The sequence below is a fragment of the Pantoea sp. SS70 genome (assembly GCF_029866845.1).
Taxonomy (GTDB): domain Bacteria; phylum Pseudomonadota; class Gammaproteobacteria; order Enterobacterales; family Enterobacteriaceae; genus Pantoea; species Pantoea leporis.
The window spans coordinates 4033250-4052725 of record NZ_CP117199.1 but is presented as its reverse complement, the minus strand read 5'-3'; the positions used below and the strand labels follow the sequence as shown (position 1 = coordinate 4052725).

Annotated in this window: 19 protein-coding genes; 6 read left to right on the top strand and 13 right to left on the bottom strand. The window is 56.5% G+C overall.

The features are described from left to right. The first annotated feature begins 64 nt into the window (after positions 1–64). From PO881_RS18735 to PO881_RS18725, 3 genes are all read left to right on the top strand, one after another. Entirely contained in the window at positions 65–1219 is a 1155-nt protein-coding gene (locus PO881_RS18735; protein WP_280172210.1) for an ester cyclase, read from the top strand. Beyond that, complete coding sequence (gene hisD / locus PO881_RS18730) at positions 1216–2514, top strand: histidinol dehydrogenase (protein ID WP_101760649.1); 1299 nt, start codon at positions 1216–1218, stop codon at positions 2512–2514. The genes PO881_RS18735 and hisD overlap by 4 nt, the downstream gene beginning before the upstream one ends. A 63-nt stretch (positions 2515–2577) precedes the next feature. Continuing rightward, entirely contained in the window at positions 2578–3336 is a 759-nt protein-coding gene (locus PO881_RS18725) for a CDP-diacylglycerol diphosphatase (protein WP_280172209.1), read from the top strand. 83 nt (positions 3337–3419) lie between these two features. Here PO881_RS18725 and tpiA read toward each other — a convergent pair whose 3' ends face one another. The 3 genes from tpiA to fpr form a co-directional block, all read right to left on the bottom strand. Further along, positions 3420–4187: a triose-phosphate isomerase gene (gene tpiA, locus PO881_RS18720; protein WP_008109693.1), complete on the bottom strand. Its 768-nt coding sequence runs from the start codon at positions 4185–4187 to the stop codon at positions 3420–3422. 120 nt (positions 4188–4307) lie between these two features. After that, positions 4308–4898, bottom strand: coding sequence for a YiiQ family protein (locus PO881_RS18715; RefSeq protein WP_280172208.1), 591 nt, complete (start codon positions 4896–4898; stop codon positions 4308–4310). Between the two features lie 106 nt (positions 4899–5004). Further along, a complete protein-coding gene (fpr, locus tag PO881_RS18710; RefSeq protein ID WP_110868182.1) occupies positions 5005–5751 on the bottom strand; it encodes a ferredoxin--NADP(+) reductase in 747 nt (248 codons plus the stop codon). Positions 5752–6040: 289 nt separating this feature from the next. Here fpr and emrD point away from each other — a divergent pair, with 289 nt between their 5' ends. Further along, on the top strand, positions 6041–7237 hold the full coding sequence (emrD, locus tag PO881_RS18705; RefSeq protein ID WP_280172207.1) for a multidrug efflux MFS transporter EmrD: 1197 nt from the start codon (positions 6041–6043) through the stop codon (positions 7235–7237). Here emrD and glpX read toward each other — a convergent pair. The 3 genes from glpX to PO881_RS18690 all read right to left on the bottom strand — a co-directional run bounded on the left by glpX (position 7227) and on the right by PO881_RS18690 (position 10721). Then, a complete protein-coding gene (gene glpX, locus PO881_RS18700) occupies positions 7227–8237 on the bottom strand; it encodes a class II fructose-bisphosphatase (protein WP_280172206.1) in 1011 nt (336 codons plus the stop codon). The two genes, emrD and glpX, sit on opposite strands and share 11 nt — an antisense overlap. Before the next feature lie 96 nt (positions 8238–8333). Then, positions 8334–9842, bottom strand: coding sequence for a glycerol kinase GlpK (glpK, locus tag PO881_RS18695; RefSeq protein WP_110868179.1), 1509 nt, complete (start codon positions 9840–9842; stop codon positions 8334–8336). A gap of 30 nt (positions 9843–9872) precedes the next feature. Further along, positions 9873–10721 carry an MIP/aquaporin family protein gene (locus PO881_RS18690; protein WP_061720295.1) on the bottom strand — a complete coding sequence of 283 codons (849 nt, stop codon included), beginning with the start codon at positions 10719–10721 and terminating at the stop codon, positions 9873–9875. Between the two features lie 420 nt (positions 10722–11141). Here PO881_RS18690 and zapB point away from each other — a divergent pair, with 420 nt between their 5' ends. Continuing rightward, positions 11142–11381, top strand: coding sequence for a cell division protein ZapB (gene zapB / locus PO881_RS18685; RefSeq protein ID WP_007885384.1), 240 nt, complete (start codon positions 11142–11144; stop codon positions 11379–11381). A gap of 50 nt (positions 11382–11431) precedes the next feature. On the opposite strand, the gene rraA is transcribed toward zapB, so the two are convergent. From rraA to priA, 6 genes are all read right to left on the bottom strand, one after another. Continuing rightward, positions 11432–11917 (bottom strand): ribonuclease E activity regulator RraA, encoded by a 486-nt coding sequence (gene rraA / locus PO881_RS18680; protein ID WP_061720294.1) that lies wholly within the window; start codon positions 11915–11917, stop codon positions 11432–11434. Positions 11918–12071: 154 nt separating this feature from the next. Further along, a complete protein-coding gene (hslU, locus tag PO881_RS18675) occupies positions 12072–13409 on the bottom strand; it encodes an HslU--HslV peptidase ATPase subunit (RefSeq protein ID WP_007885388.1) in 1338 nt (445 codons plus the stop codon). Positions 13410–13414: 5 nt separating this feature from the next. Then, the gene (gene hslV / locus PO881_RS18670; protein WP_101760642.1) at positions 13415–13951 is read right to left on the bottom strand and encodes an ATP-dependent protease subunit HslV; all 537 of its coding nucleotides are present in this window, start codon (positions 13949–13951) and stop codon (positions 13415–13417) included. Positions 13952–14040: 89 nt separating this feature from the next. Continuing rightward, positions 14041–14946: a cell division protein FtsN gene (gene ftsN / locus PO881_RS18665; RefSeq protein WP_192415333.1), complete on the bottom strand. Its 906-nt coding sequence runs from the start codon at positions 14944–14946 to the stop codon at positions 14041–14043. A gap of 151 nt (positions 14947–15097) precedes the next feature. Next, the gene (gene cytR / locus PO881_RS18660) at positions 15098–16135 is read right to left on the bottom strand and encodes a DNA-binding transcriptional regulator CytR (RefSeq protein ID WP_061720292.1); all 1038 of its coding nucleotides are present in this window, start codon (positions 16133–16135) and stop codon (positions 15098–15100) included. A 166-nt stretch (positions 16136–16301) separates the two neighbouring features. Then, the gene (priA, locus tag PO881_RS18655; protein ID WP_192415334.1) at positions 16302–18500 is read right to left on the bottom strand and encodes a primosomal protein N'; all 2199 of its coding nucleotides are present in this window, start codon (positions 18498–18500) and stop codon (positions 16302–16304) included. 210 nt (positions 18501–18710) lie between these two features. On the opposite strand from priA, the gene rpmE reads away from it, so the two are divergent. Then, the gene (gene rpmE, locus PO881_RS18650; protein ID WP_007885402.1) at positions 18711–18926 is read left to right on the top strand and encodes a 50S ribosomal protein L31; all 216 of its coding nucleotides are present in this window, start codon (positions 18711–18713) and stop codon (positions 18924–18926) included. A gap of 77 nt (positions 18927–19003) precedes the next feature. On the opposite strand, the gene metJ is transcribed toward rpmE, so the two are convergent. Beyond that, the gene (metJ, locus tag PO881_RS18645; protein ID WP_007885403.1) at positions 19004–19321 is read right to left on the bottom strand and encodes a met regulon transcriptional regulator MetJ; all 318 of its coding nucleotides are present in this window, start codon (positions 19319–19321) and stop codon (positions 19004–19006) included. Positions 19322–19476: the final 155 nt, after the last annotated feature.

The window sequence follows — 19476 nt, the reverse complement described above, 5'->3', positions numbered from 1 at the left end:
GAATCGGCAGCGCTTGATTGCGAGGACCGCGCTCACCCTTAATTCGTCAAAAGCAGGAGTGTTTATGTCTACAACGGACACGGCTAATAAAGCCACCGCCAGTGAAAAGAGCGCAGAAAAAACCTCAGCACGCACCCAGGCCGAACCGGTTTTGCAGGTTGAGCGACGGGATTTTGTCGATCTGGTTCCAGAAAACCGTGCGCGGGTGCAGCCAATGCGCGGTTTCGATCCCTGCTATACCGATATCGTTGATTACATCGTGCGCTGTACCCACAAGATCTGGGATGAGCGCGATGTCGGGCTGATCTACAGCCATTACACCCATAACTGCGTGTTATATAACGCATTGGGCACCATTTATACCCGTGAACAAGTAGTGCTCGATACCTTGCAACGTTTGGTCGCCTTCCCGGAACGTCGCGGCATGGCAACGCAGGTGATCTGGAACGGCAACGACGTTGACGGTTTTTACACCTCGCATCTGGTTACCGGTAGCGGCCGCCACACGCAGCCAAGCCAGTACGGTAAACCCACTAATCGCACCTTTACCACGCGTACCGTGGCGGATTGCATGATTCTGGAAAACAAGATTTACCGCGAATGGGTGGTGAGCGACAACATGTCGCTGATGCGTCAGTTGGGGCTGGATACCGATCAGATCGCCTACAACATGGCGAAAGAGCAGTTTGATAAGGGTTTCCGACTGACGGAGATTGGCGAAAACCGTCGTCTGCTCGGCCAGTATCCGCCGGAAAGCGATCCGGATTACACGCTGGCGCACAGTGATACCGAAGCACAGGTGCTGGGCTGGCTGCACGAGATTTACAACAAACGCATGCTGGGCAAAGTGAAAGAGGTTTACGCCAGCAATGTGCAGTGGCACGGCCCTTTGATGAAAGAGCTGTATGGTCAGGCATCGGTGATCCATCAGACGCTGGCGCTGATCGGCATGATCCCGGACGGCGCATGGATGCCGCAGCATATCTGCTCCAATCCATGTGAAGAGGGCGGCACCAAAGTGGCGGTGCGCTGGGTAATGGAAGGGCATCATCTTGGCTACGGCGAGTTGGGTAAACCGACGGGACAGCGTCTGCTGGTGATGGGCATGAGCCATTATCACGTAGTAAACGGCAAAATTGTTGATGAATGGGTGGTTTACGATCACCTGGCGATGCTGGCGCAGATCAAATTGGGACAACTGGCGGAGACGGAAGTATGAGCAAACAACGCGTGCAGTTTATCAAGCAAGCCGCGGGCGAGGATGCGCAGGCGGATGCCAGCCTGATCGCCACCGTGAGCGACATTATTAGCAACGTGCGTCAGCGCGGAGACGCGGCGCTGCGTGATTATTCGCAGAAATTTGATGGTGTCGCGCCGGAGCAGCTGGAAGTTTCGGCAGCAGAGATCGAGCAGGCGCTGGCGCAACTCGCCGATCAAACCCGCCAGGACAGTGAGTTTGCTATTGCGCAGGTGCGCCGCTTCGCCGAAGCGCAGCGCGCCACCTTGCAGCCGCTGGAGATTGAGACGTTGCCGGGCGTTCATCTGGGGCATCGCATCATCCCGATTGAAACCGTGGGCTGCTATGTGCCGGGCGGACGCTATCCGATCCTCTCCGCGCCGGTGATGTCTATCGTGCCAGCGGTTGTGGCGGGCTGCGATAACATCATCGCCTGTCTGCCGCCGGGCGCTCATCCGGCAATGATTGCAATTTGCCACTTGGCCGGAGCGCACCGCATTTTCAAAGTTGGTGGTGCGCAGGCCATTGCCGCGATGGCATACGGCACCGCATCGCTGCCGGCGGTGGACAAGATCGTCGGGCCGGGCAACGCTTTCGTCAATGAGGCGAAGCGTCAGGTATTTGGCAAAGTGGGTATTGATGCGTTGGCGGGGCCGAGCGAAATCTTTATCGTCGCCGATGACAGTGCTGATCCGCGCGTGCTGGCAGCGGATCTGCTGGCGCAGGCGGAGCATGACGTGCGCACGCGTGTTGGGCTGGCCACCACCAGCGAGCGCGTGGCGCATGCAACATTGCGGGAAATTGAGGCGCAGCTGGCATCCTTGCCGACGGCGAAAACGGCTGGTGAGGCGTGGCAGCGTCAGGGCGAAATTGTTCTCTGTGCCGACGAGGATGCGATGGTGGCGTACACCGATGAAATCGCCACTGAGCATCTGCAAATCCATGCGCGCGATCCCCATGCGCTGGCGGCGCGCATCCGCAATTACGGATCGCTGTTTATCGGGCAAAACGCCAGCGTGGTGTTTTCTGATAAATGCTGCGGCACCAACCACACTCTGCCCACCATGGCGGCGGCACGTTACACCGGCGGATTGTGGGTCGGTGCGTATCTGAAAACCTGCACGCATCAATGGATTGACGATCAGGGCATCGCCGCCATCGCTGCTCCTGCGGTGCGCCAGAGCCGTACCGAAGGGATGCAGGCGCATCGTCGTGCAGCGCAGATTCGTTTGCAGCCAGAAAAACTCGACGCCATCCTGCGTGGCGCGGAGGATTAGTCCGTGACTTTCATCACCTGCCAGGCGAGGATGCTGGCAGGTGATGAACAGAGGAATCGGGCTATGCAGGGCAGTCGTCGTACCCTGAAGTTACTTACCGCTTTATTGGTGCTGTTGATTGTCGGACTGATCGCCGGCGCCATCCATTTCCATAAAAACGCCAACGCCTTATGGCAGATCATCAGCGAAAAGTGCGTGCCGAATATGGCGGCGACGGGCAACCCAGCGCCATGCCAGCAGGTGAATAGCGCGCAGGGTTACGTCACGCTAAAAGATCTCAACGGGCCGTTGCAGTATCTGCTGATGCCGGTCGAAAAAATCACCGGCATGGAAAGTCCCATCATTCTTGAACCTGCAACGCCAAATCTGTTTGCCGAAGCCTGGCAACAGCGCGCATTACTGGCGCAAAGGCACGGCGCGCCGATTCCCGATAGCGCGCTGTCGCTGGCCATCAATGCGCAATACGGGCGTACGCAGAATCAGCTGCATATTCATATTTCCTGTCTGCGTCCGGATGTGCGCCAGCAGCTGAATGCGCTGGCACCGAGACTGAATGCACAGTGGCAGAGTGAAACGCTGCGCAAGCATGGTTATCTGGTGCGGGCGCTTTCTAAGCAAGAGCTGTCGCAGCAGAGTGCGTTTATCCGTCTGGCGGATGAAGTGCCGCATGCGCGCAGCGAGATGGGGAAATATGGCCTGGCGCTGGCACAGCTGCCGGATGGCCGTTTAGCGCTGCTGGCGCTGGAACGTAACTGGCTGAAACTGAACAGCGGCTCGGCGGAAGAGCTGCAGGATCATAACTGCAGCATATTGCCGCAATAACCCTTTTTCGTAGGGACGCAATTAATAGCGGCCAATAAAAAAGGCGGCTAATCAGCCGCCTTAATCTGCATCTAAACGCTAAGTTACGCGTTTTTCGCTGCTGCTGCCGCTTTCACGATTACCGCAAAAGCATCCGCTTTCAGTGAAGCACCGCCAACCAGCGCGCCATCGATATCTGGCTGGGTGAACAGCTCAGCGGCGTTTTTGTCGTTGACCGAACCGCCGTACTGAATGATCACTTGCTGAGCGATAGCCGCATCTTTCTTCGCGATATGGTCACGAATGAATTTATGCACCGCCTGAGCCTGCGCTGGCGTAGCAGATTTGCCGGTACCGATAGCCCAAACTGGCTCATAAGCGATGACTGCGCCTTCGAACGCCGCGGCGCCCTGCGTTTCCAGCACGGCGTCGATCTGACGTGCGCACACTTCTTCCGTTTTGCCCGCTTCGTTTTCTGCGTCAGTTTCACCGATGCACAGAACCGGCACCAGACCCGCTTCTTTCACTACGGCAAATTTCTTCGCGATGAACTCGTCGCTCTCTTTGTGGTAGGTGCGGCGCTCAGAGTGGCCGATGATGATGTATTTCGCGCCAACGTCTTTCAACATGTCTGCGGAAGTTTCGCCAGTGAATGCGCCAGACAGATTAACGTCAACGTTCTGAGCACCCAGAGCAATGTGGCTACCGGAAATGGCGTGTTTTGCCAGGTCCAGATAGATGGCTGGCGGTGCAATCGCGACGCCACAACCATCAACACCAGACAGCTCTTTGCGCAGGCCTTCAATCAGCTCTTTGGTGATCTGCTTGCTACCGTTCAGTTTCCAGTTACCCATAACCAGTGGATGTCGCATTCTTTCCTCCGCATAACGCGATTCATGAAATAGCGCTGCCATCGGGCAGCGATGTCTGCGAGACAGTATAGAGATCAAATGTGTTGCTGGCTTTGCTTTTCGTCATTTTTGCCGGTGCGATCAGGGCGTCGCGAGCGCCAGTTTTATCGGTTCAACGGCGAAGGTCAAACCCTTGTCGCCGTTGTCTGCCACCACGAAACGCAATGCACCTTCGGTGCGGGCAAAATAGCGCGCACCTTTACCGACGCTCAGCAGGGAATCGAGTTTTTTACGCCCCTCTTCAGGCGACAAGCCGGGAATGAAGAAGCGCAGCAGGGCGGTCATGTAATCCATGGCGCGAGCCTGCGCGGCTTTCATATCGGGGCCGGGAACCGGCAGCCAGGTGATTTGCAGGGTTTTGATTTTTCCGGTGCCTTGCTCCAGCGCAGTTGAGGCATACAGCGTTTCGCTGATTTTGCTGGCGGCACGCGTCAGATTGCTTTTATCGCCGCGACTATCAATCGCGCGATACTCCTGCAGCAATGCATTGGGATTAGCCGCGTTGTACTTCTCACGGAACTGAGCAACGGTCATATCGAACGTCGGCGCACCCGCGAGCAGATAGGGCGCTGCAGGCAGATGATCGCTACGATCCAACGCGGGTGCATCGTCCGCCCAGGCGGGAAATGTCAGTGCGAGGCCAAGCAGCAGCGCGACTGGCAGGTTGTTCATTGCTTCGGCCCTAAATCATTCACTTAGCCCACGATTAGAACGGTTTTTACCGGGCAAAGTCAAAACCCACACTGGGAAAAATCTCAGATTATTCGCTCCGCGCCGATTACCAGTAATGCTCGCTGGTCATGTGGCCGGGTTTGCGTTTGAAATGTTTGCGCATCTCACGCGTATCTTTCAGCAGCTGCTGGGTATCGCGCACCATCTGTGGATTGCCGCACAGCATCACATGGCTGGTTTCTGCCGTCAGCGGCAAGCCAACCGCACGCTCCAGTTCTCCGCTTTCAATCAACTGCGGTACGCGGCCGTGCAGCGAACCGGCGATCTCTTCGCGGCTCACCACCGTTTGGATGTGTAACTTGCCCTGATAGCGCTGCTGCAACGCCTGCATCAAGGGCAGGAAGCTCAGGTCATCGGCGAAGCGCGCGGCGTGTACCAGCACAATATTGTCGAAACGATCCAGATCTTCGCCCTGTTGCAGGATCGATAAATAGGGGCCGATCGCCGTACCGGTCGCCAGCATCCACAGCGTTTGGCAATCTGGAATTTCGTCGAGCACAAAGAAACCCGCCGCCTCTTTAGTGATCATCACCTGCTCGCCGGGCTGCAGCGCCTGCAAACGCGGGCTCAGTTTGCCTTCCGGCACCGTGACCAGATAAAACTCCAGCAGCGGATCCTGCGGCGCGTTGACGTACGAATAGGCACGCTGCACGCGCTCACCGTCAATCTCCAGAGCCAGCTTGGCAAACTGACCCGCGGTAAAGGTATCAATCGGCGCTGCAACGCGCAGGCTGAACAGTGCGTCGGTCCAGTTTTTTACCTCTTTCACTTCAGCATTGATCCACTCAGCCATGCTCACTCCTTAGTGTTGAATATTCAGGCACATGATTATCATCGTTATCTATCCGATAAATTTCCAGCCCTGCACCCAGTAAAGGGCTCTCAGCGACAAACGCAGCGCACAGATCAGCAACTGTAGCGGGCGGTTTACAATCTGGACTACCAACTTGACGGCTGAAGACATACAGCTTTGCCCGCACCTCTCGATTTGTCACTGAATCCTGATATTTTTGCCGCCATAAATCCGAGGCGGCCTTTTTTGTGCTGCTTATTCTTTGTTTCTCAGGCAGACATTTTGTTCCATGTTGATAAGTAAAACGCAAAATCGCTTTCTGTTATTCATGCTGATCGTGCTGGTGGCGGTTGGGCAGATGGCGCAAACCATCTATGTGCCAGCGATGGCCCACATGGCCGAAACGCTCAATGTGCGCAGCGGGGCGATCCAGCAGGTGATGGCCGCCTACCTGATGACCTACGGCGGATCGCAGTTGATCTACGGCCCGCTGTCGGACAGTTTTGGCCGACGTCCGGTGATCCTGATTGGCATGACGATCTTTGCCGTCGGCGCGTTGATCGCTATGTTCGCGCCCTCGTTGGATATTTTGGTGCTGGGCAGCGCGGTACAAGGTTTAGGTACCGGCGTGGCGGGCGTGATGGCGCGCACCATGCCGCGCGATCTCTACGCCGGCATCGCACTGCGCCAGGCGAACAGCTTGCTTAATATGGGCATTCTGGTGAGTCCGCTGCTGGCTCCGGTGATTGGGGCGCTGCTGACGCATCTGTTTGGCTGGCACGCCTGTTTCGCCTTCCTGCTGCTGCTGTGCGTCGGCGTCACCGCGTCGATGGCGCGCTGGCTGCCGGAAACGCGTCCAGCGGATACGCCCGCCACGCCGTTCCTGCGCCGTTATGCCACTTTGCTGAGCGACGGCAACTTTGTGCGGTACCTGCTGCTGCTGATTGGCGCGCTGGCGGGCATCGCAGTGTTTGAAGCCAGCTGTGGCGTGCTGATGGGCGGCGTGTTGGGGCTGGATGGATTGACCGTCAGCATCCTGTTTATCCTGCCGATTCCGGCGGCGTTCTTTGGCGCCTGGTTTGCCGGACGTGAGCAGAAATCCTGGCACACGCTGATGTGGTACGGCGTGAACAGCTGCCTGTTAGCGGGCTTGCTGATGTGGGTTCCGGCCTGGTTTGGCGTGATGAACATCTGGACGTTGCTGGTGCCGGCTGCGCTGTTCTTCTTTGGCGCGGGTATGCTGTTTCCGCTGGCAACCTCGGGCGCGATGGAGCCGTATGCGTGGCTGGCGGGCAGCGCGGGTGCGTTAATCGGAGGCTTGCAGAATCTCGGTTCTGGCGTGGTGGCGTGGCTTTCTGCGCTGTTGCCGCAGCACGATCAATCCAGCCTTGGCATGCTGATGTTCGTGACGTCGCTGGTGATGCTGCTGTGCTGGTGGCCGCTCTCACGTCATCCGGAGAGCGGCAAGCAGGCGATTACAGGATAAATTGATGCAGCGCCGCGTCTTTGCGATCCAGATAGTGGATTGACTGGATGCGGCGAATGGTGCGCGATTTACCGCGCACCAGCAGGGTTTCGCTGGTGGCGATGTTGCCGTTACGCGTGATGCCTTTTAGCAAATCGCCGGTGGTGATGCCGGTGGCCGCGAAGATAACGTTATCGTTGCGCGCCATCTGATCCAGTTTCAGTACCTGACCCGCTTCAATGCCCATCTCGGCGCAGCGTTGCAGTTCATTCTCGCCCAGACGACGATTCTCTTCGCTATTCCCTTTCACCTGATGGCGCGCCAGCAGGCGTGCCTGCATGTCGCCGTCCATCGCACGGATCACGGCCGCCGACACCACACCTTCCGGCGCGCCGCCGATGCCGTACATCACATCCACTTCGCTATCCGGCATACAGGTCAGAATCGAGGCCGCGACATCGCCATCCGGGAAGGAGAACACGCGCACGCCGAGCTGCTGAAACTGGGCAATCACCGCATCGTGGCGGGGCTTGGCCAGAATCGATACCGTTAACTGGCTGAGCGGTTTGCCCAATGCCAGCGCGATGTTTTTCAGGTTGATATCAAGCGGCAGATTGAGGTCGATGGCGCCACGTGCGCCCGGTCCAACAATCAGCTTTTCCATGTACATATCAGGTGCGTGCAGGAAGCTGCCCTTATCACCAACCGCCAGCACCGCCAGCGCATTGGCCTGGCCCATCGCCGTCATGCGTGTGCCTTCGATCGGATCGACCGCGATATCCACCGCGTCGCCGCGGCCGGTACCGACTTTCTCACCGATATACAGCATCGGCGCTTCGTCGATTTCGCCTTCGCCAATCACAATCTGGCCGTCGATATTGATAGTGTTGAGCATAATGCGCATGGCGTGAACGGCTGCGCCGTCGGCCGCATTTTTATCGCCGCGTCCTAACCAGTGATAGCCCGCCAGAGCGGCGGCTTCGGTCACGCGGGAAAATTCAATCGCGAGTTCTCGTTTCATGGTGGCACCTGACAAAAAACAGGCAGGCAGTTTAACACAGCGGGGAAGCGGGACGGGGGAAAAACCCGCGGCAGGGCACCGCGGGTCAGCAGGATGTTACTCTTCGTCTTCCCACGCTTTAGCGCGAGCGACGGCTTTCTTCCAGCCGGCGTAACGGACGTTACGTTCGGTGGTTTCGATGCTTGGGCGGAACTCACGCTCAATCACCGCTTTAGCGCGAACTTCTTCCAGGTCGCCCCAGAAACCGACGGCCAGGCCAGCCAGATACGCCGCACCCAGCGCCGTGACTTCACGCACTTCCGGACGCTCAACGCGCGTGCCGAGAATGTCAGACTGGAACTGCATCAGGAAGTTGTTGGCGACCGCACCACCATCCACGCGCAGTGACTGCAGGCGGGTGCCAGCATCGTTCTGCATCGCTTCCAGTACATCGCGCGTCTGGTACGCAATCGACTCCAGCGTGGCACGGATGATGTGGTTAGCGTTCGCACCGCGCGTCAGACCGAAAATCGCGCCGCGTGCATACGGGTCCCAATAAGGCGCGCCCAAACCGGTGAAGGCCGGCACCATATATACGCCGTTAGTGTCTTTCACTTTCAACGCGAAGTATTCAGAGTCGGTTGAATCACTGATCAGCTTCATCTCATCGCGCAGCCACTGAATCGACGCACCACCGATAAACACCGCACCTTCCAGCGCATAGTTCACTTCGCCGCGTGGGCCGCAAGCGATGGTGGTCAGCAGGCCGTGCGTAGACGTCACGGCTTCGGTGCCGGTGTTCATCAACATAAAGCAGCCGGTGCCGTAAGTGTTTTTCGCCATACCCGGTTGTACGCACAGCTGGCCATACAGCGCCGCTTGCTGGTCACCGGCGATTCCGGCGATAGGAATACGCGTACCGCCTTTACCACCAATGTTGGTCTGGCCGTACACTTCGGAAGATCCTTTCACTTCTGGCAGCATTTCACGCGGGATATCGAGGATCTCCAGCATGCGCTCATCCCACTCCAGCTTGTGGATGTTGTACATCATGGTACGTGAGGCGTTGGTGTGATCGGTGACGTGCACACGTCCCTGCGTCATTTTCCAAATCAGCCAGGTATCAACGGTACCGAACAGCAGTTCGCCGCGTTTTGCACGCTCACGTGCGCCTTCAACGTGGTCAAGAATCCACTTCACTTTGGTGCCGGAGAAGTACGGGTTAATCACCAAACCGGTGGTGTGCTGGATGTACTCTTCCAGACCCTCTTTCTTCAGTTTGTTACAGTAATCTGCGGTGCGCGGATCCTGCCAGACGATAGCGTTGTAAACCGGTTTGCCGGTCTCTTTATCCCATACGATGGCGGTTTCACGCTGGTTGGTGATACCAATCGCCGCGATTTGATCGGAGTTAATGTCGGCGTGCGCCAGCACTTCCACTAGCGTCGAGCTTTGTGACGCCCAGATATCCATTGGGTCATGTTCAACCCAACCCGCTTTCGGGTAGATCTGGGTAAATTCGCGCTGAGAAACCGCAACGATGTTGGCATCATGATCAAGCACCACGGCGCGTGAGCTGGTTGTGCCCTGATCGAGTGCAACGATATATTTTTTATCAGTAGTCATTGTGCTGTCCTGATGTGGTATCGATGAAACTTACGCTTTACGCTGCTGAGCGCGCGCAACCGGTTTTTCTGCTGTGCTGGCTTCCGCGACGTTAACTGGCAGATGGCGGCCAATCAGCGAACGGTAACCAAAGGCTCCGAGGCAAGCACCGACCAGCGGGCCAAAAATCGGAACCAGGAAGTAAGGAATATCTTTGCCACCGGTGAAGGCGACGTTGCCCCAACCAGCGAAGAACGCGAACAGTTTTGGACCGAAGTCACGCGCCGGGTTGAGTGCGAAGCCGGTCAGTGGACCCATTGAGCCACCGATGACCGCCACCAACAGACCAATCAACAGCGGAGCCAGCGGACCACGCGGCACGCCGTTGCCGTCATCGGTCAGCGCCATGATCACTGCCATCAACACCGCTGTAATCACCATCTCAACCAGGAACGCCTGAGCTACGCTGATGTGCGGGTTCGGGTAAGTCGAGAAGATACCGGCCAGATCGAGGCTTTCAACACTGCCGCGCACCATTTGATGGCCCGCTTCGTAATCAAAGAACAGATTGTAGTAGAGACCGTAAACCAACGCGGCAGCGCAGAACGCGCCGGCAACCTGCGCCAGAATATAGGGAACAACTTTGCGACCTTCAAAATTAGCAAACAGGCACAGCGCGACGGTAACGGCTGGGTTAAGATGCGCGCCGGAAACGCCTGCGCTCAGATAGACTGCCATGGAGACGGCTAAACCCCAGATAATACAAATTTCCCACTGACCGAATGACGCACCGGCCAGTTTCAGTGCAGCAACGCAGCCTGCACCAAAGAAGATAATCAAACCTGTACCGAGAAATTCAGCGATGCACTGACCTTTTAGTGTGTTAGTTGTCTGACTCATAATGGCATTCCTGAAGCGAGGTTAAATTTTATCAGTTTTTGTTCTCATCCATGAGTCGCCCAGCTATCAATGTAGGGTTGATGTGAATTTATCGTTAACGAGCATAAACGAGAAATAGCGAAATTGAAAACTGTGTACTGCGTCATAAAAATGCGCGTTTTCGCGTCTTTTGCGTTTCTTTAAGGCCCATTCACCGCGCTTTACTGGTCGATGCTGACGTGATCGCGCACACAGATGCGCGAAGATGCGCATTTTTTTAGGCATAGACTGAAAAGTGTTACAGACTGCCCTCGCAGGCCTTGTGCCGCTGGACTTGCTGGGTTTGGCTACATACAATCGAGTCATCGTGGCTGAGCGCACTGTAATAAGGCATGCACTAGCCCCATCAACGCCTTGCAAGATTTAGGAGAGGTCAGAAAGATGTCATTTGAAGTGTTCGAGAAACTGGAAGCGAAAGTACAGCAGGCGATTGATACCATCACTCTGCTGCAGATGGAAATTGAAGAGCTGAAAGAGCAAAACAACACGCTGAAAAACGAAGTCAGCCAGGCTTCAGGCAACCAGGATGCACTGGTGCGTGAAAATCAGCATCTGAAAGAAGAGCAGCATGTCTGGCAGGATCGTCTGCGGGCACTGCTGGGAAAAATGGAAGAAGTTTAAGCGTCAATGCTTAAACCAACGGGTGCCGCGGCACCCGTTTTTGTTGCGGCTTACTCGATGTCGAGCGCGTCTTCAGACAGGATGATGCCGGTATTGTCGGCATACAGATGGTCGCCAGAGAAGAAAGTCACGCCGCCGAAGTTAACGCGCACGTCACTTTCGCCAATGCCTTCACCCGCTGCTCCCACCGGAATCGCCGCAATCGCCTGAATGCCGATTTCCAGCTCTTCGAGATCGTCAACCTGACGCACCGAGCCGTACACCACAATGCCTTCCCACTCATTTTGCGCCGCCAGACTCGCCAGCTGAGCATCGACCAGTGCGCGACGGACCGAACCGCCGCCATCCACCAGCAATACGCGACCCCGACCGTTCTCTTCCAGCAAATCGTAGAGTAAGCCGTTATCTTCGAAACATTTCACTGTGGTGATTTGACCACCGAATGAGCTGCGCCCACCAAAGTTCGAAAAAAGCGGTTCAACAACATTCACAGCTTCGTGGTAGATGTCACAGAGTTCAGATGTATCGTATTTCATGAGGGTTTTCGTCTGTTTGCCACAGGAGCGCTAAGTATATCGCTATCTGGCGATTGTTGGCAAAATCATCAACCGCCAAAAAAAGCGTTGCATCAATATCCTGCGTAAAAAAAAGCCCGGCACAGTGGCCGGGCAGAGATTTCGCGGGTGAAGCTTACAGAATGAAGCGGCTGAGATCTTCGTCGGCCACCAGCTCATCCAGATGCTTACCAACGTACTCGGCATCGATAGTGATCGACTCACCGTTACGATCGCTGGCGTCATAGGAGATATCTTCCATCAGACGCTCCAGCACGGTATGCAGACGACGCGCACCGATGTTCTCGGTGGTCTCGTTCACCTGCCATGCGGCTTCGGCGATACGCCGCACTGCGTCATCGGTGAAGTCGATGTTGACCCCTTCGGTGCCCATCAGCGCTTTGTACTGCACGGTAACCGAGGCGTTTGGCTCGGTAAGAATGCGCTCGAAGTCATTGACGGTCAGCGCCTGCAGTTCAACGCGAATCGGCAGACGGCCTTGCAGTTCTGGGATCAGATCTGACGGGCTGGCGACCTGGAACGCGCCGGAAGCGATAAACAGAATGTGGTCGGTTTTCACCATGCCGTGCTTGGTGGAAACGGTGCAACCTTCCACCAGCGGCAGCAGGTCGCGCTGTACGCCTTCGCGTGACACGTCTGGACCGCCCGCATTCTGGCCGCCGCGCTTACAGATTTTGTCGATTTCGTCGATGAACACGATACCGTGCTGCTCAACCGCATCGATGGCATCCTGCTTCAGCTCTTCCGGGTTCACCAGCTTGGCCGCTTCTTCTTCAATCAGCAGCTTCATGGCTTCTTTGATTTTCAGCTTACGCGGTTTCTGCTTCTGCCCACCGAGGTTCTGGAACATCGATTGCAGCTGGCTGGTCATCTCTTCCATGCCCGGAGGCGCCATGATCTCAACGCCAGCCGATGAAGCGGCCAGATCGATCTCAATCTCTTTGTCATCCAGCTGGCCTTCGCGCAGTTTCTTGCGGAAGGATTGACGCGCTGCCGATGGCTCAGCCGCTTGTTCAGCCTGGCCCCAGTTATTTTTCGCGGGTGGGATCAGCACATCCAGGATGCGCTCTTCCGCCATCTCTTCCGCGCGGTACTTGTTCTTCTCGATTGCCTGGCTGCGCACCATCTTGATGGCAGAATCGGTCAGATCGCGAATGATGGAATCAACCTCTTTACCGACGTAACCGACTTCGGTGAATTTGGTGGCTTCCACTTTGATGAACGGTGCGTTCGCCAGTTTGGCTAAGCGACGGGCGATTTCGGTTTTACCGACACCGGTTGGACCAATCATCAGAATGTTTTTTGGCGTCACTTCATGGCGCAGCTCTTCGTCGAGCTGCATGCGGCGCCAGCGATTACGCAGGGCGATCGCGACCGCCTTCTTTGCGCCGTCCTGGCCGATGATAAAGCGATTAAGCTCGCTGACAATCTCGCGTGGAGTCATCTCAGACATGATGTTTAGTCCTTAGCCTTAGACGGTAATGCTTCGAAGTTAATATTGTGGTTGGTGTAGATACAGATATCGCCAGCGATGTTCAGCGCTTTCTCCACGATATCGTGTGCACCAATGTCGGTGTTTTCCAGCAGCGCGCGTGCCGCTGCCTGGGCGTAAGGCCCACCAGAACCAATTGCGATCAGGTCATTTTCCGGCTGGATAACGTCGCCGTTGCCGCTGATGATTAATGAGGCGTTTTCGTCGGCCACCGCCAGCAGCGCTTCAAGGCGGCGCAGCATGCGATCGGTACGCCAATCTTTAGCCAGTTCGACCGCCGCTTTCACCAGATGGCCCTGGTGCATTTCCAGCTTGCGCTCAAACAGTTCAAACAGGGTGAAGGCATCTGCGGTACCGCCAGCAAAGCCGGCGATCACTTTATCGTTGTAAAGACGACGGACTTTTTTAACGTTGCCTTTCATTACGGTATTGCCGAGCGTAGCCTGGCCATCACCGCCAATCACTACCTGGCCGTTGCGTCGTACACTTACTATTGTTGTCACGGGCAGACCCCTTGTTGCAGTAGAAAAGGAACTCCGCGCACTCGGCGCGGAGTATCATGCAACCAGATATGGGGTAGGAAAAAGGGGTTTCAACCCCCGAGAGCGAGGGGAATACAACTTCCGTGGCCGGAACTGTGTAAGCGTTTGACTGTGCTGTCGGCGCTGCTGCGATCTTTGAACGGCCCGATCACCACGCGATTCCAGCCACCGCCGGTGGTAATGCGGCTCTCAAATCCTTCAAATGCCAGACCGGCGCGCACAGATTCCGCCTGATCGGTGCCTTTGAACGAACCACACTGCACCATCCAGCGTTGTGAAGCGGCTTTCTCTTCCGCTTTCGCCTTGGCCGTTTCCTGCGGCTTGGTTTGCTGCGTTGGCTCACGCGTGATCGGCGCAGCTTGTTGTTGCTGCTGACGCGCGGCCTGTTGTTGCTGCAACTGTTGCTGGCGTTGCTGCTGTTGTAACTGTTGCTGCTGACGTTGCAACTGCTGCTGTTGTTGTTGCTGAACCTGCTGTTGCTGCACCTGCTGACGCTGCAGCGTTTGCTGGCGCTGCGCCGGGGTTTGTTCGTTCCACGGCACTTCGTTCAGCTGCGTCGGCTGCTGGCGCATATCGGCCTGCATCTGCTCCAGCAGCTGGCGCTGTTCATCGGTCAGCTGCGTTTGTGATTGCACGCCACCAGCCGAAGGCTCAGTCGGCGACGGAACGGTAATTTGGCGATTTTCCAGCTCTTTGATGTACTTCCAGCGCTCTTCCGGCTTCGGCGGCAGGCCGTTACCGTTGGCTTTGTGGTTTGGAATGACCTCAATCTCTTCTTTCTTATGATGCGAGATAAACCATAAACCACCGGCAAAGGTGACCAGCACGGCCGCGGCCAGTACCATCATGAGCTTTGAAGTGCCTGATCCGCCTTTGCTTTTCTTGCTGCGGCTGGCGGGTTTTTTGCGACGCGTCCCTGTTGAACGCCCGCGGCCTACATAATCTTTCTGTGCCACTTTCGTTCTGCTACCCTTCAAAAAAATGCCAATGGGCATGTAAATGTGCTGTTAATTGCCCGGCAATGAATGCGCCATGTTACGCAAGGGCTGGAACTTTGACCAGCACAGTCTGCCTTCAGAATCCGCTGAAAATGCAGGCGTCTACGCACTATTTTTCCCGTTTTGCCGCCGGTGCCGTACTGCCGCGCACGCGCAGCTCCGCATCCAGCAGGCGCGAACCGTTATTCACGCGTTTACCCTGCAGCTCATCAAGTAACAGCAGCATCGCTTCTCGGCCGATGGCAAAACGCGGCTGGGCCACGGTGGTCAGCGGCGGATCGTAGTATTGCGCCAGTTCGATATCATCAAAGCCCACCACCGACAGATCCTGCGGAATGCGCATGCCAAGTTTACGCGCCTGGTTCATCGCGCCCAGCGCCATCAAATCGCTATGGCAGAAAATCGCTTTCGGCGGCTGCGGCAAACTCATCAACTGCTTAAGCGCATTCGCGCCGGCTTCAAAGGTGAAATCGCCATGCACAATCATCGTTGGGTCGATGGCGATGCTGCTGCGACGCAGCGCCTGAATGTAGCCCTGCAAACGATACTGGCTCAGCGGAATGTGTTCTGGCCCGGTGATACAGGCAATTTGGCGATGACCAAGCTGCAGCAGGTGATTCACCGCTTCAAAGGCGGCGGTGAGGTTATCGATATGGACCGTGGGTAATGCCATCTCCGGCGCAAATTCGTTACCCATCACCATCGGCGGCAGGTTGCGCTGATCTTCAATGCCCGCCTCAAACGGCAGCTGTGAACCCAACAGCACCATGCCGTCGATCTGTCGCGTCAGCATTAAATTCAGAAAGGTTTTTTCCTGTTTATTCTGATGCGCGCAATCGCCAATCAGTACCAGATAACCTTCATGCGCAGCGGTGACTTCCACGCCGCGAATGATCTCACTGAAGAAGGGATCGCAGATGTCCGGCACAATCACCAGAATGGTTTGCGTTTCACCGCGTTTGGCATTGCGCGCCAAACCGTGCGGCGCATAACCCACGGCAATCACCGCTTTTTCGACCTTGAGCCGGGTAGCAGCAGAGACTTTTTCTGGATTCATCAACGCACGTGAAACCGTAGCGGTTGAAACGCCTGCTTTCTCGGCCACATCTTTCATGGTGGCGGCGGTGGAGGGTTGCTTCTGGTCCAACGTATAACTCCTGACGCGGTACAGCGCATTGATTTTCAGACATTACCGGGCTTCAACCGGGTCGGCACTATTGTTAACCCAAGGTCGCGTCGGGTTGTTACTTAATTTGCATAAAAATTGTGACTTGTGCGACTTTTTTCGATCTGGCTCGCAGTTGTGGCGTGGCTTAGCTCTCGGTGGGATCGATATCCAGCGTCCATTTCACTTTGCGTGACGCCGGCAAGGTGGCGATCAGCGGCAGCGATCCGCTCAACAGCTGTTGCAGACGTTTGCGCGACGGATGCTGCAACAGCAGCTGCCAGCGCCAGCGTCCACTGCGCTTCGGTGCCAACGCCGGAACCGGCCCCATCAGCCACATCGCCTCATCTTTAAGCGGGCTGGCTTCCAGCAAATTACGCAGCTGTGTGAGGAATTCCGCCGCCTGCTGGTTATCCATATCCTCAGCGCGGAACAGCGCATGGCTGGTCCACGGCGGCAGCTGAACGGACTGACGCTCCAGCAGCGTTTGATCGGCAAAGGCGAAATAGCCGCGATGCAGTAATGTTTGCAGCAATGGATGTTCCGGATGATGGGTCTGCAGCAACACTTCGCCCTGTTTACCCGCACGACCGGCGCGACCCGCGACCTGCGTGTAGAGCTGAGCGAAACGCTCGGCGGCGCGGAAATCGGCTGAGAACAGCGCGCCATCAACATCCAGCAGCGACACCAGCGTGACATCCGGGAAATGATGGCCTTTCGCCAGCATCTGCGTGCCCACCAGAATGCGCGCGCCGCCGCGATGCACATCGGCCAGATGCTGCTCCAGCGCGCCTTTACGGCTGGTGGTGTCGCGATCAATGCGCGATACCGGCACGTCGGGGAACAGCGTGCCCAGCTGCTGTTCCAGCTGTTCGGTGCCGACGCCGACCGGCATCAAATGCGTTGAACCACAGCTTGGGCACTGATTTGGCAGCGGGCGCTGGCTGTCACAATGGTGGCAGCGCAGCTGGCGATGGTTCTGGTGCAGCGTGTAGTAGCTATCGCAGCGCTGGCACTCGGCCAGCCAGCCGCAATCGTGGCACATCAGCGCCGGAGAGAAGCCACGGCGGTTGAGGAACAGCAGAACCTGATTGTCGGCCTGCAGGTGCTGACGCATTTTGCCGAGCAGTGCTGGCGCCAATCCGCCTTTCAGCTGCTGACCTTTAAGATCGATCAGCTGCTGTAACGCCGGTTTAGCATTGCCCGCGCGTTTGGTGAGATTGAGCTGGCGATATTTGCCGACGCGCACGTTGTGCAAGGTTTCCAGCGCGGGCGTGGCGGAACCCATCACAATCGGAATGTCTTCCTCATGCGCGCGGAACACCGCCAGATCGCGCGCCTGATAGCGCCAGCCTTCCTGCTGTTTGTACGAGCTGTCGTGCTCTTCATCAATGATGATGACGCCGGGGCGCGCCAGCGGCGTGAACAGCGCCGAGCGTGTACCGATAACAATCGCCGTTTCGCCGCTGCGCGCACGCAGCCAGACGGCGAGGCGTTCGCTGTCATTCAGTGCCGAGTGCAGCACATCAATCGGCGCATCAAAGCGCTCACGGAAGCGGGCGATGGTTTGCGGCGTCAGGCCGATTTCCGGCACCAGCACCAAAGCCTGTTTGCCGCGTGCCAGCACGTTCTCCAGCACGCTGAGATACACTTCAGTTTTACCCGAGCCGGTAATGCCAGCCAGCAGCCACGGCGCATAGTGATCGTCTTCACTGCGCATCGCGCCCACCGCCATCGCCTGATCGGTATTCAGGCGCAGGCGATCCCCTTTGACGGCAAAGCTGGTACGCCAGTCGTGCATCTGCGGCGTGTGTTCACGCAGTTCGCACAAGCCTTTTGCGCGCAACGCTTGCAGCGCGGCATCGGTAAAATCGTGTTCGCTGACCTGATGACGATAGAGCGGTCGCTGACGTAGCATCGCCAGCGCTTGCTGCTGTTTCGGCGCGCGCTTCAGGCTCTCCATCGCCACTTCACGGCCAGCATCATTAATCACCCATTGCCACAGCGGCGCTTCCTGCGCGGGTTTGCCCTGACGCAGCAGCACCGGCAGCGCATGGCTCAGCACTTCGCCGAGCGGCGAATGATAATAGTTGGCGGCCCAATGCAAAATGCGCCACAGGGCGGGCGAGAACAGACTTTGATCGTCGAGCACGCTCTCTATCTGCTTGAGCTGCGTCAGCGGCAGATCGCTGGTCTCACACGTGCCGATCACAATGCCGATCATTTTGCGACTGCCGAACGGCACATTCACGCGTGCGCCCGCCACCGGCTGCGGCGCATCGGCAGGCAGCAAGTAATCAAACAGGCGAGGTAGCGGAACGGGCAGGGCAACCTGAACAACGGGCATCTGAATCTCTATCCGGTTCTGAAGTAAGGAGAAGTAGTGTACACGGCTAATTAGGAAGCGGCTATTTGCTAAAACCGGTTAATTTCTGTATACTATGCCGCCTTCGATGAGATCACTTGTCGGAGCATACACTTAATGTTCAACCGCGTGTGGTGCTGTGCAGGCTGAGCCTGGCACGGAGAGCGACACGGCCTTTTATGAGGTTCTCCCATGAAACAAGGTATTCACCCTAAGTACGAAGCAGTAACCATGACTTGCTCTTGCGGTAACGTGATCAACACCCGTTCAACCATGGCTTCTGGTCTGAACCTGGACGTGTGCGGCAAATGCCACCCGTTCTACACTGGTAAGCAGCGTATTGCTGACACCGGTGGCCGTGTAGATCGCTTCAACAAGCGTTTCAGCGTGCCAGCAAGCAAGAAATAAGATTTTTGGCCGTCGAATCTTCGCGATTCGGCAGCAAGAAAAAACCCAGCCTCGGCTGGGTTTTTTTATTTCTGGCTTCAGTATTCCCAACTATCGGGATCGATGCCCATTTCACGCATAATCTGTTTCGCTTCTTCCGGAATCTCATCGCTGCGTTCTTTACGCAAATCGACATCGTTCGGCAGAGGCTGCCCGGTGAAAGCATGCAAAAAGGCTTCACACAGCAGTTCGCTGTTGGTGGCGTGACGCAGGTTGTTCACCTGACGGCGGGTGCGCTCGTCCGTTAAAATCTTCAGCACTTTCAGCGGGATAGAAACTGTGATTTTCTTAACCTGCTCGCTCTTCTTGCCATGTTCAGCGTAAGGGCTGATATATTCGCCGTTCCATTCAGCCATGGGTTACCTTAATCAATAAAAGTTGAATATGGGGAAATCCGTTGATTATGCCCGATTTTTCGATGCCTGACCCCTTAAACCGCAGGTTTTATGCTTGAGCACCGCTTCTGCAAAGGAAAGCGCGCTGAACACCAGGCGATGACGGACAATTTTAG

Bases quoted from the DNA above. Each gene is read 5' to 3' on its own strand.
- PO881_RS18735 (WP_280172210.1), top strand. From the start codon at position 65: ATGTCTACAACGGACACGGCTAATAAAGCCACCGCCAGTGAAAAGAGC.
- hisD (WP_101760649.1), top strand. From the start codon at position 1,216: ATGAGCAAACAACGCGTGCAGTTTATCAAGCAAGCCGCGGGCGAGGAT.
- PO881_RS18725 (WP_280172209.1), top strand. From the start codon at position 2,578: ATGCAGGGCAGTCGTCGTACCCTGAAGTTACTTACCGCTTTATTGGTG.
- tpiA (WP_008109693.1), bottom strand. From the start codon at position 4,187: ATGCGACATCCACTGGTTATGGGTAACTGGAAACTGAACGGTAGCAAG.
- PO881_RS18715 (WP_280172208.1), bottom strand. From the start codon at position 4,898: ATGAACAACCTGCCAGTCGCGCTGCTGCTTGGCCTCGCACTGACATTT.
- fpr (WP_110868182.1), bottom strand. From the start codon at position 5,751: ATGGCTGAGTGGATCAATGCTGAAGTGAAAGAGGTAAAAAACTGGACC.
- emrD (WP_280172207.1), top strand. From the start codon at position 6,041: ATGTTGATAAGTAAAACGCAAAATCGCTTTCTGTTATTCATGCTGATC.
- glpX (WP_280172206.1), bottom strand. From the start codon at position 8,237: ATGAAACGAGAACTCGCGATTGAATTTTCCCGCGTGACCGAAGCCGCC.
- glpK (WP_110868179.1), bottom strand. From the start codon at position 9,842: ATGACTACTGATAAAAAATATATCGTTGCACTCGATCAGGGCACAACC.
- PO881_RS18690 (WP_061720295.1), bottom strand. From the start codon at position 10,721: ATGAGTCAGACAACTAACACACTAAAAGGTCAGTGCATCGCTGAATTT.
- zapB (WP_007885384.1), top strand. From the start codon at position 11,142: ATGTCATTTGAAGTGTTCGAGAAACTGGAAGCGAAAGTACAGCAGGCG.
- rraA (WP_061720294.1), bottom strand. From the start codon at position 11,917: ATGAAATACGATACATCTGAACTCTGTGACATCTACCACGAAGCTGTG.
- hslU (WP_007885388.1), bottom strand. From the start codon at position 13,409: ATGTCTGAGATGACTCCACGCGAGATTGTCAGCGAGCTTAATCGCTTT.
- priA (WP_192415334.1), bottom strand. From the start codon at position 18,500: ATGCCCGTTGTTCAGGTTGCCCTGCCCGTTCCGCTACCTCGCCTGTTT.
- rpmE (WP_007885402.1), top strand. From the start codon at position 18,711: ATGAAACAAGGTATTCACCCTAAGTACGAAGCAGTAACCATGACTTGC.
- metJ (WP_007885403.1), bottom strand. From the start codon at position 19,321: ATGGCTGAATGGAACGGCGAATATATCAGCCCTTACGCTGAACATGGC.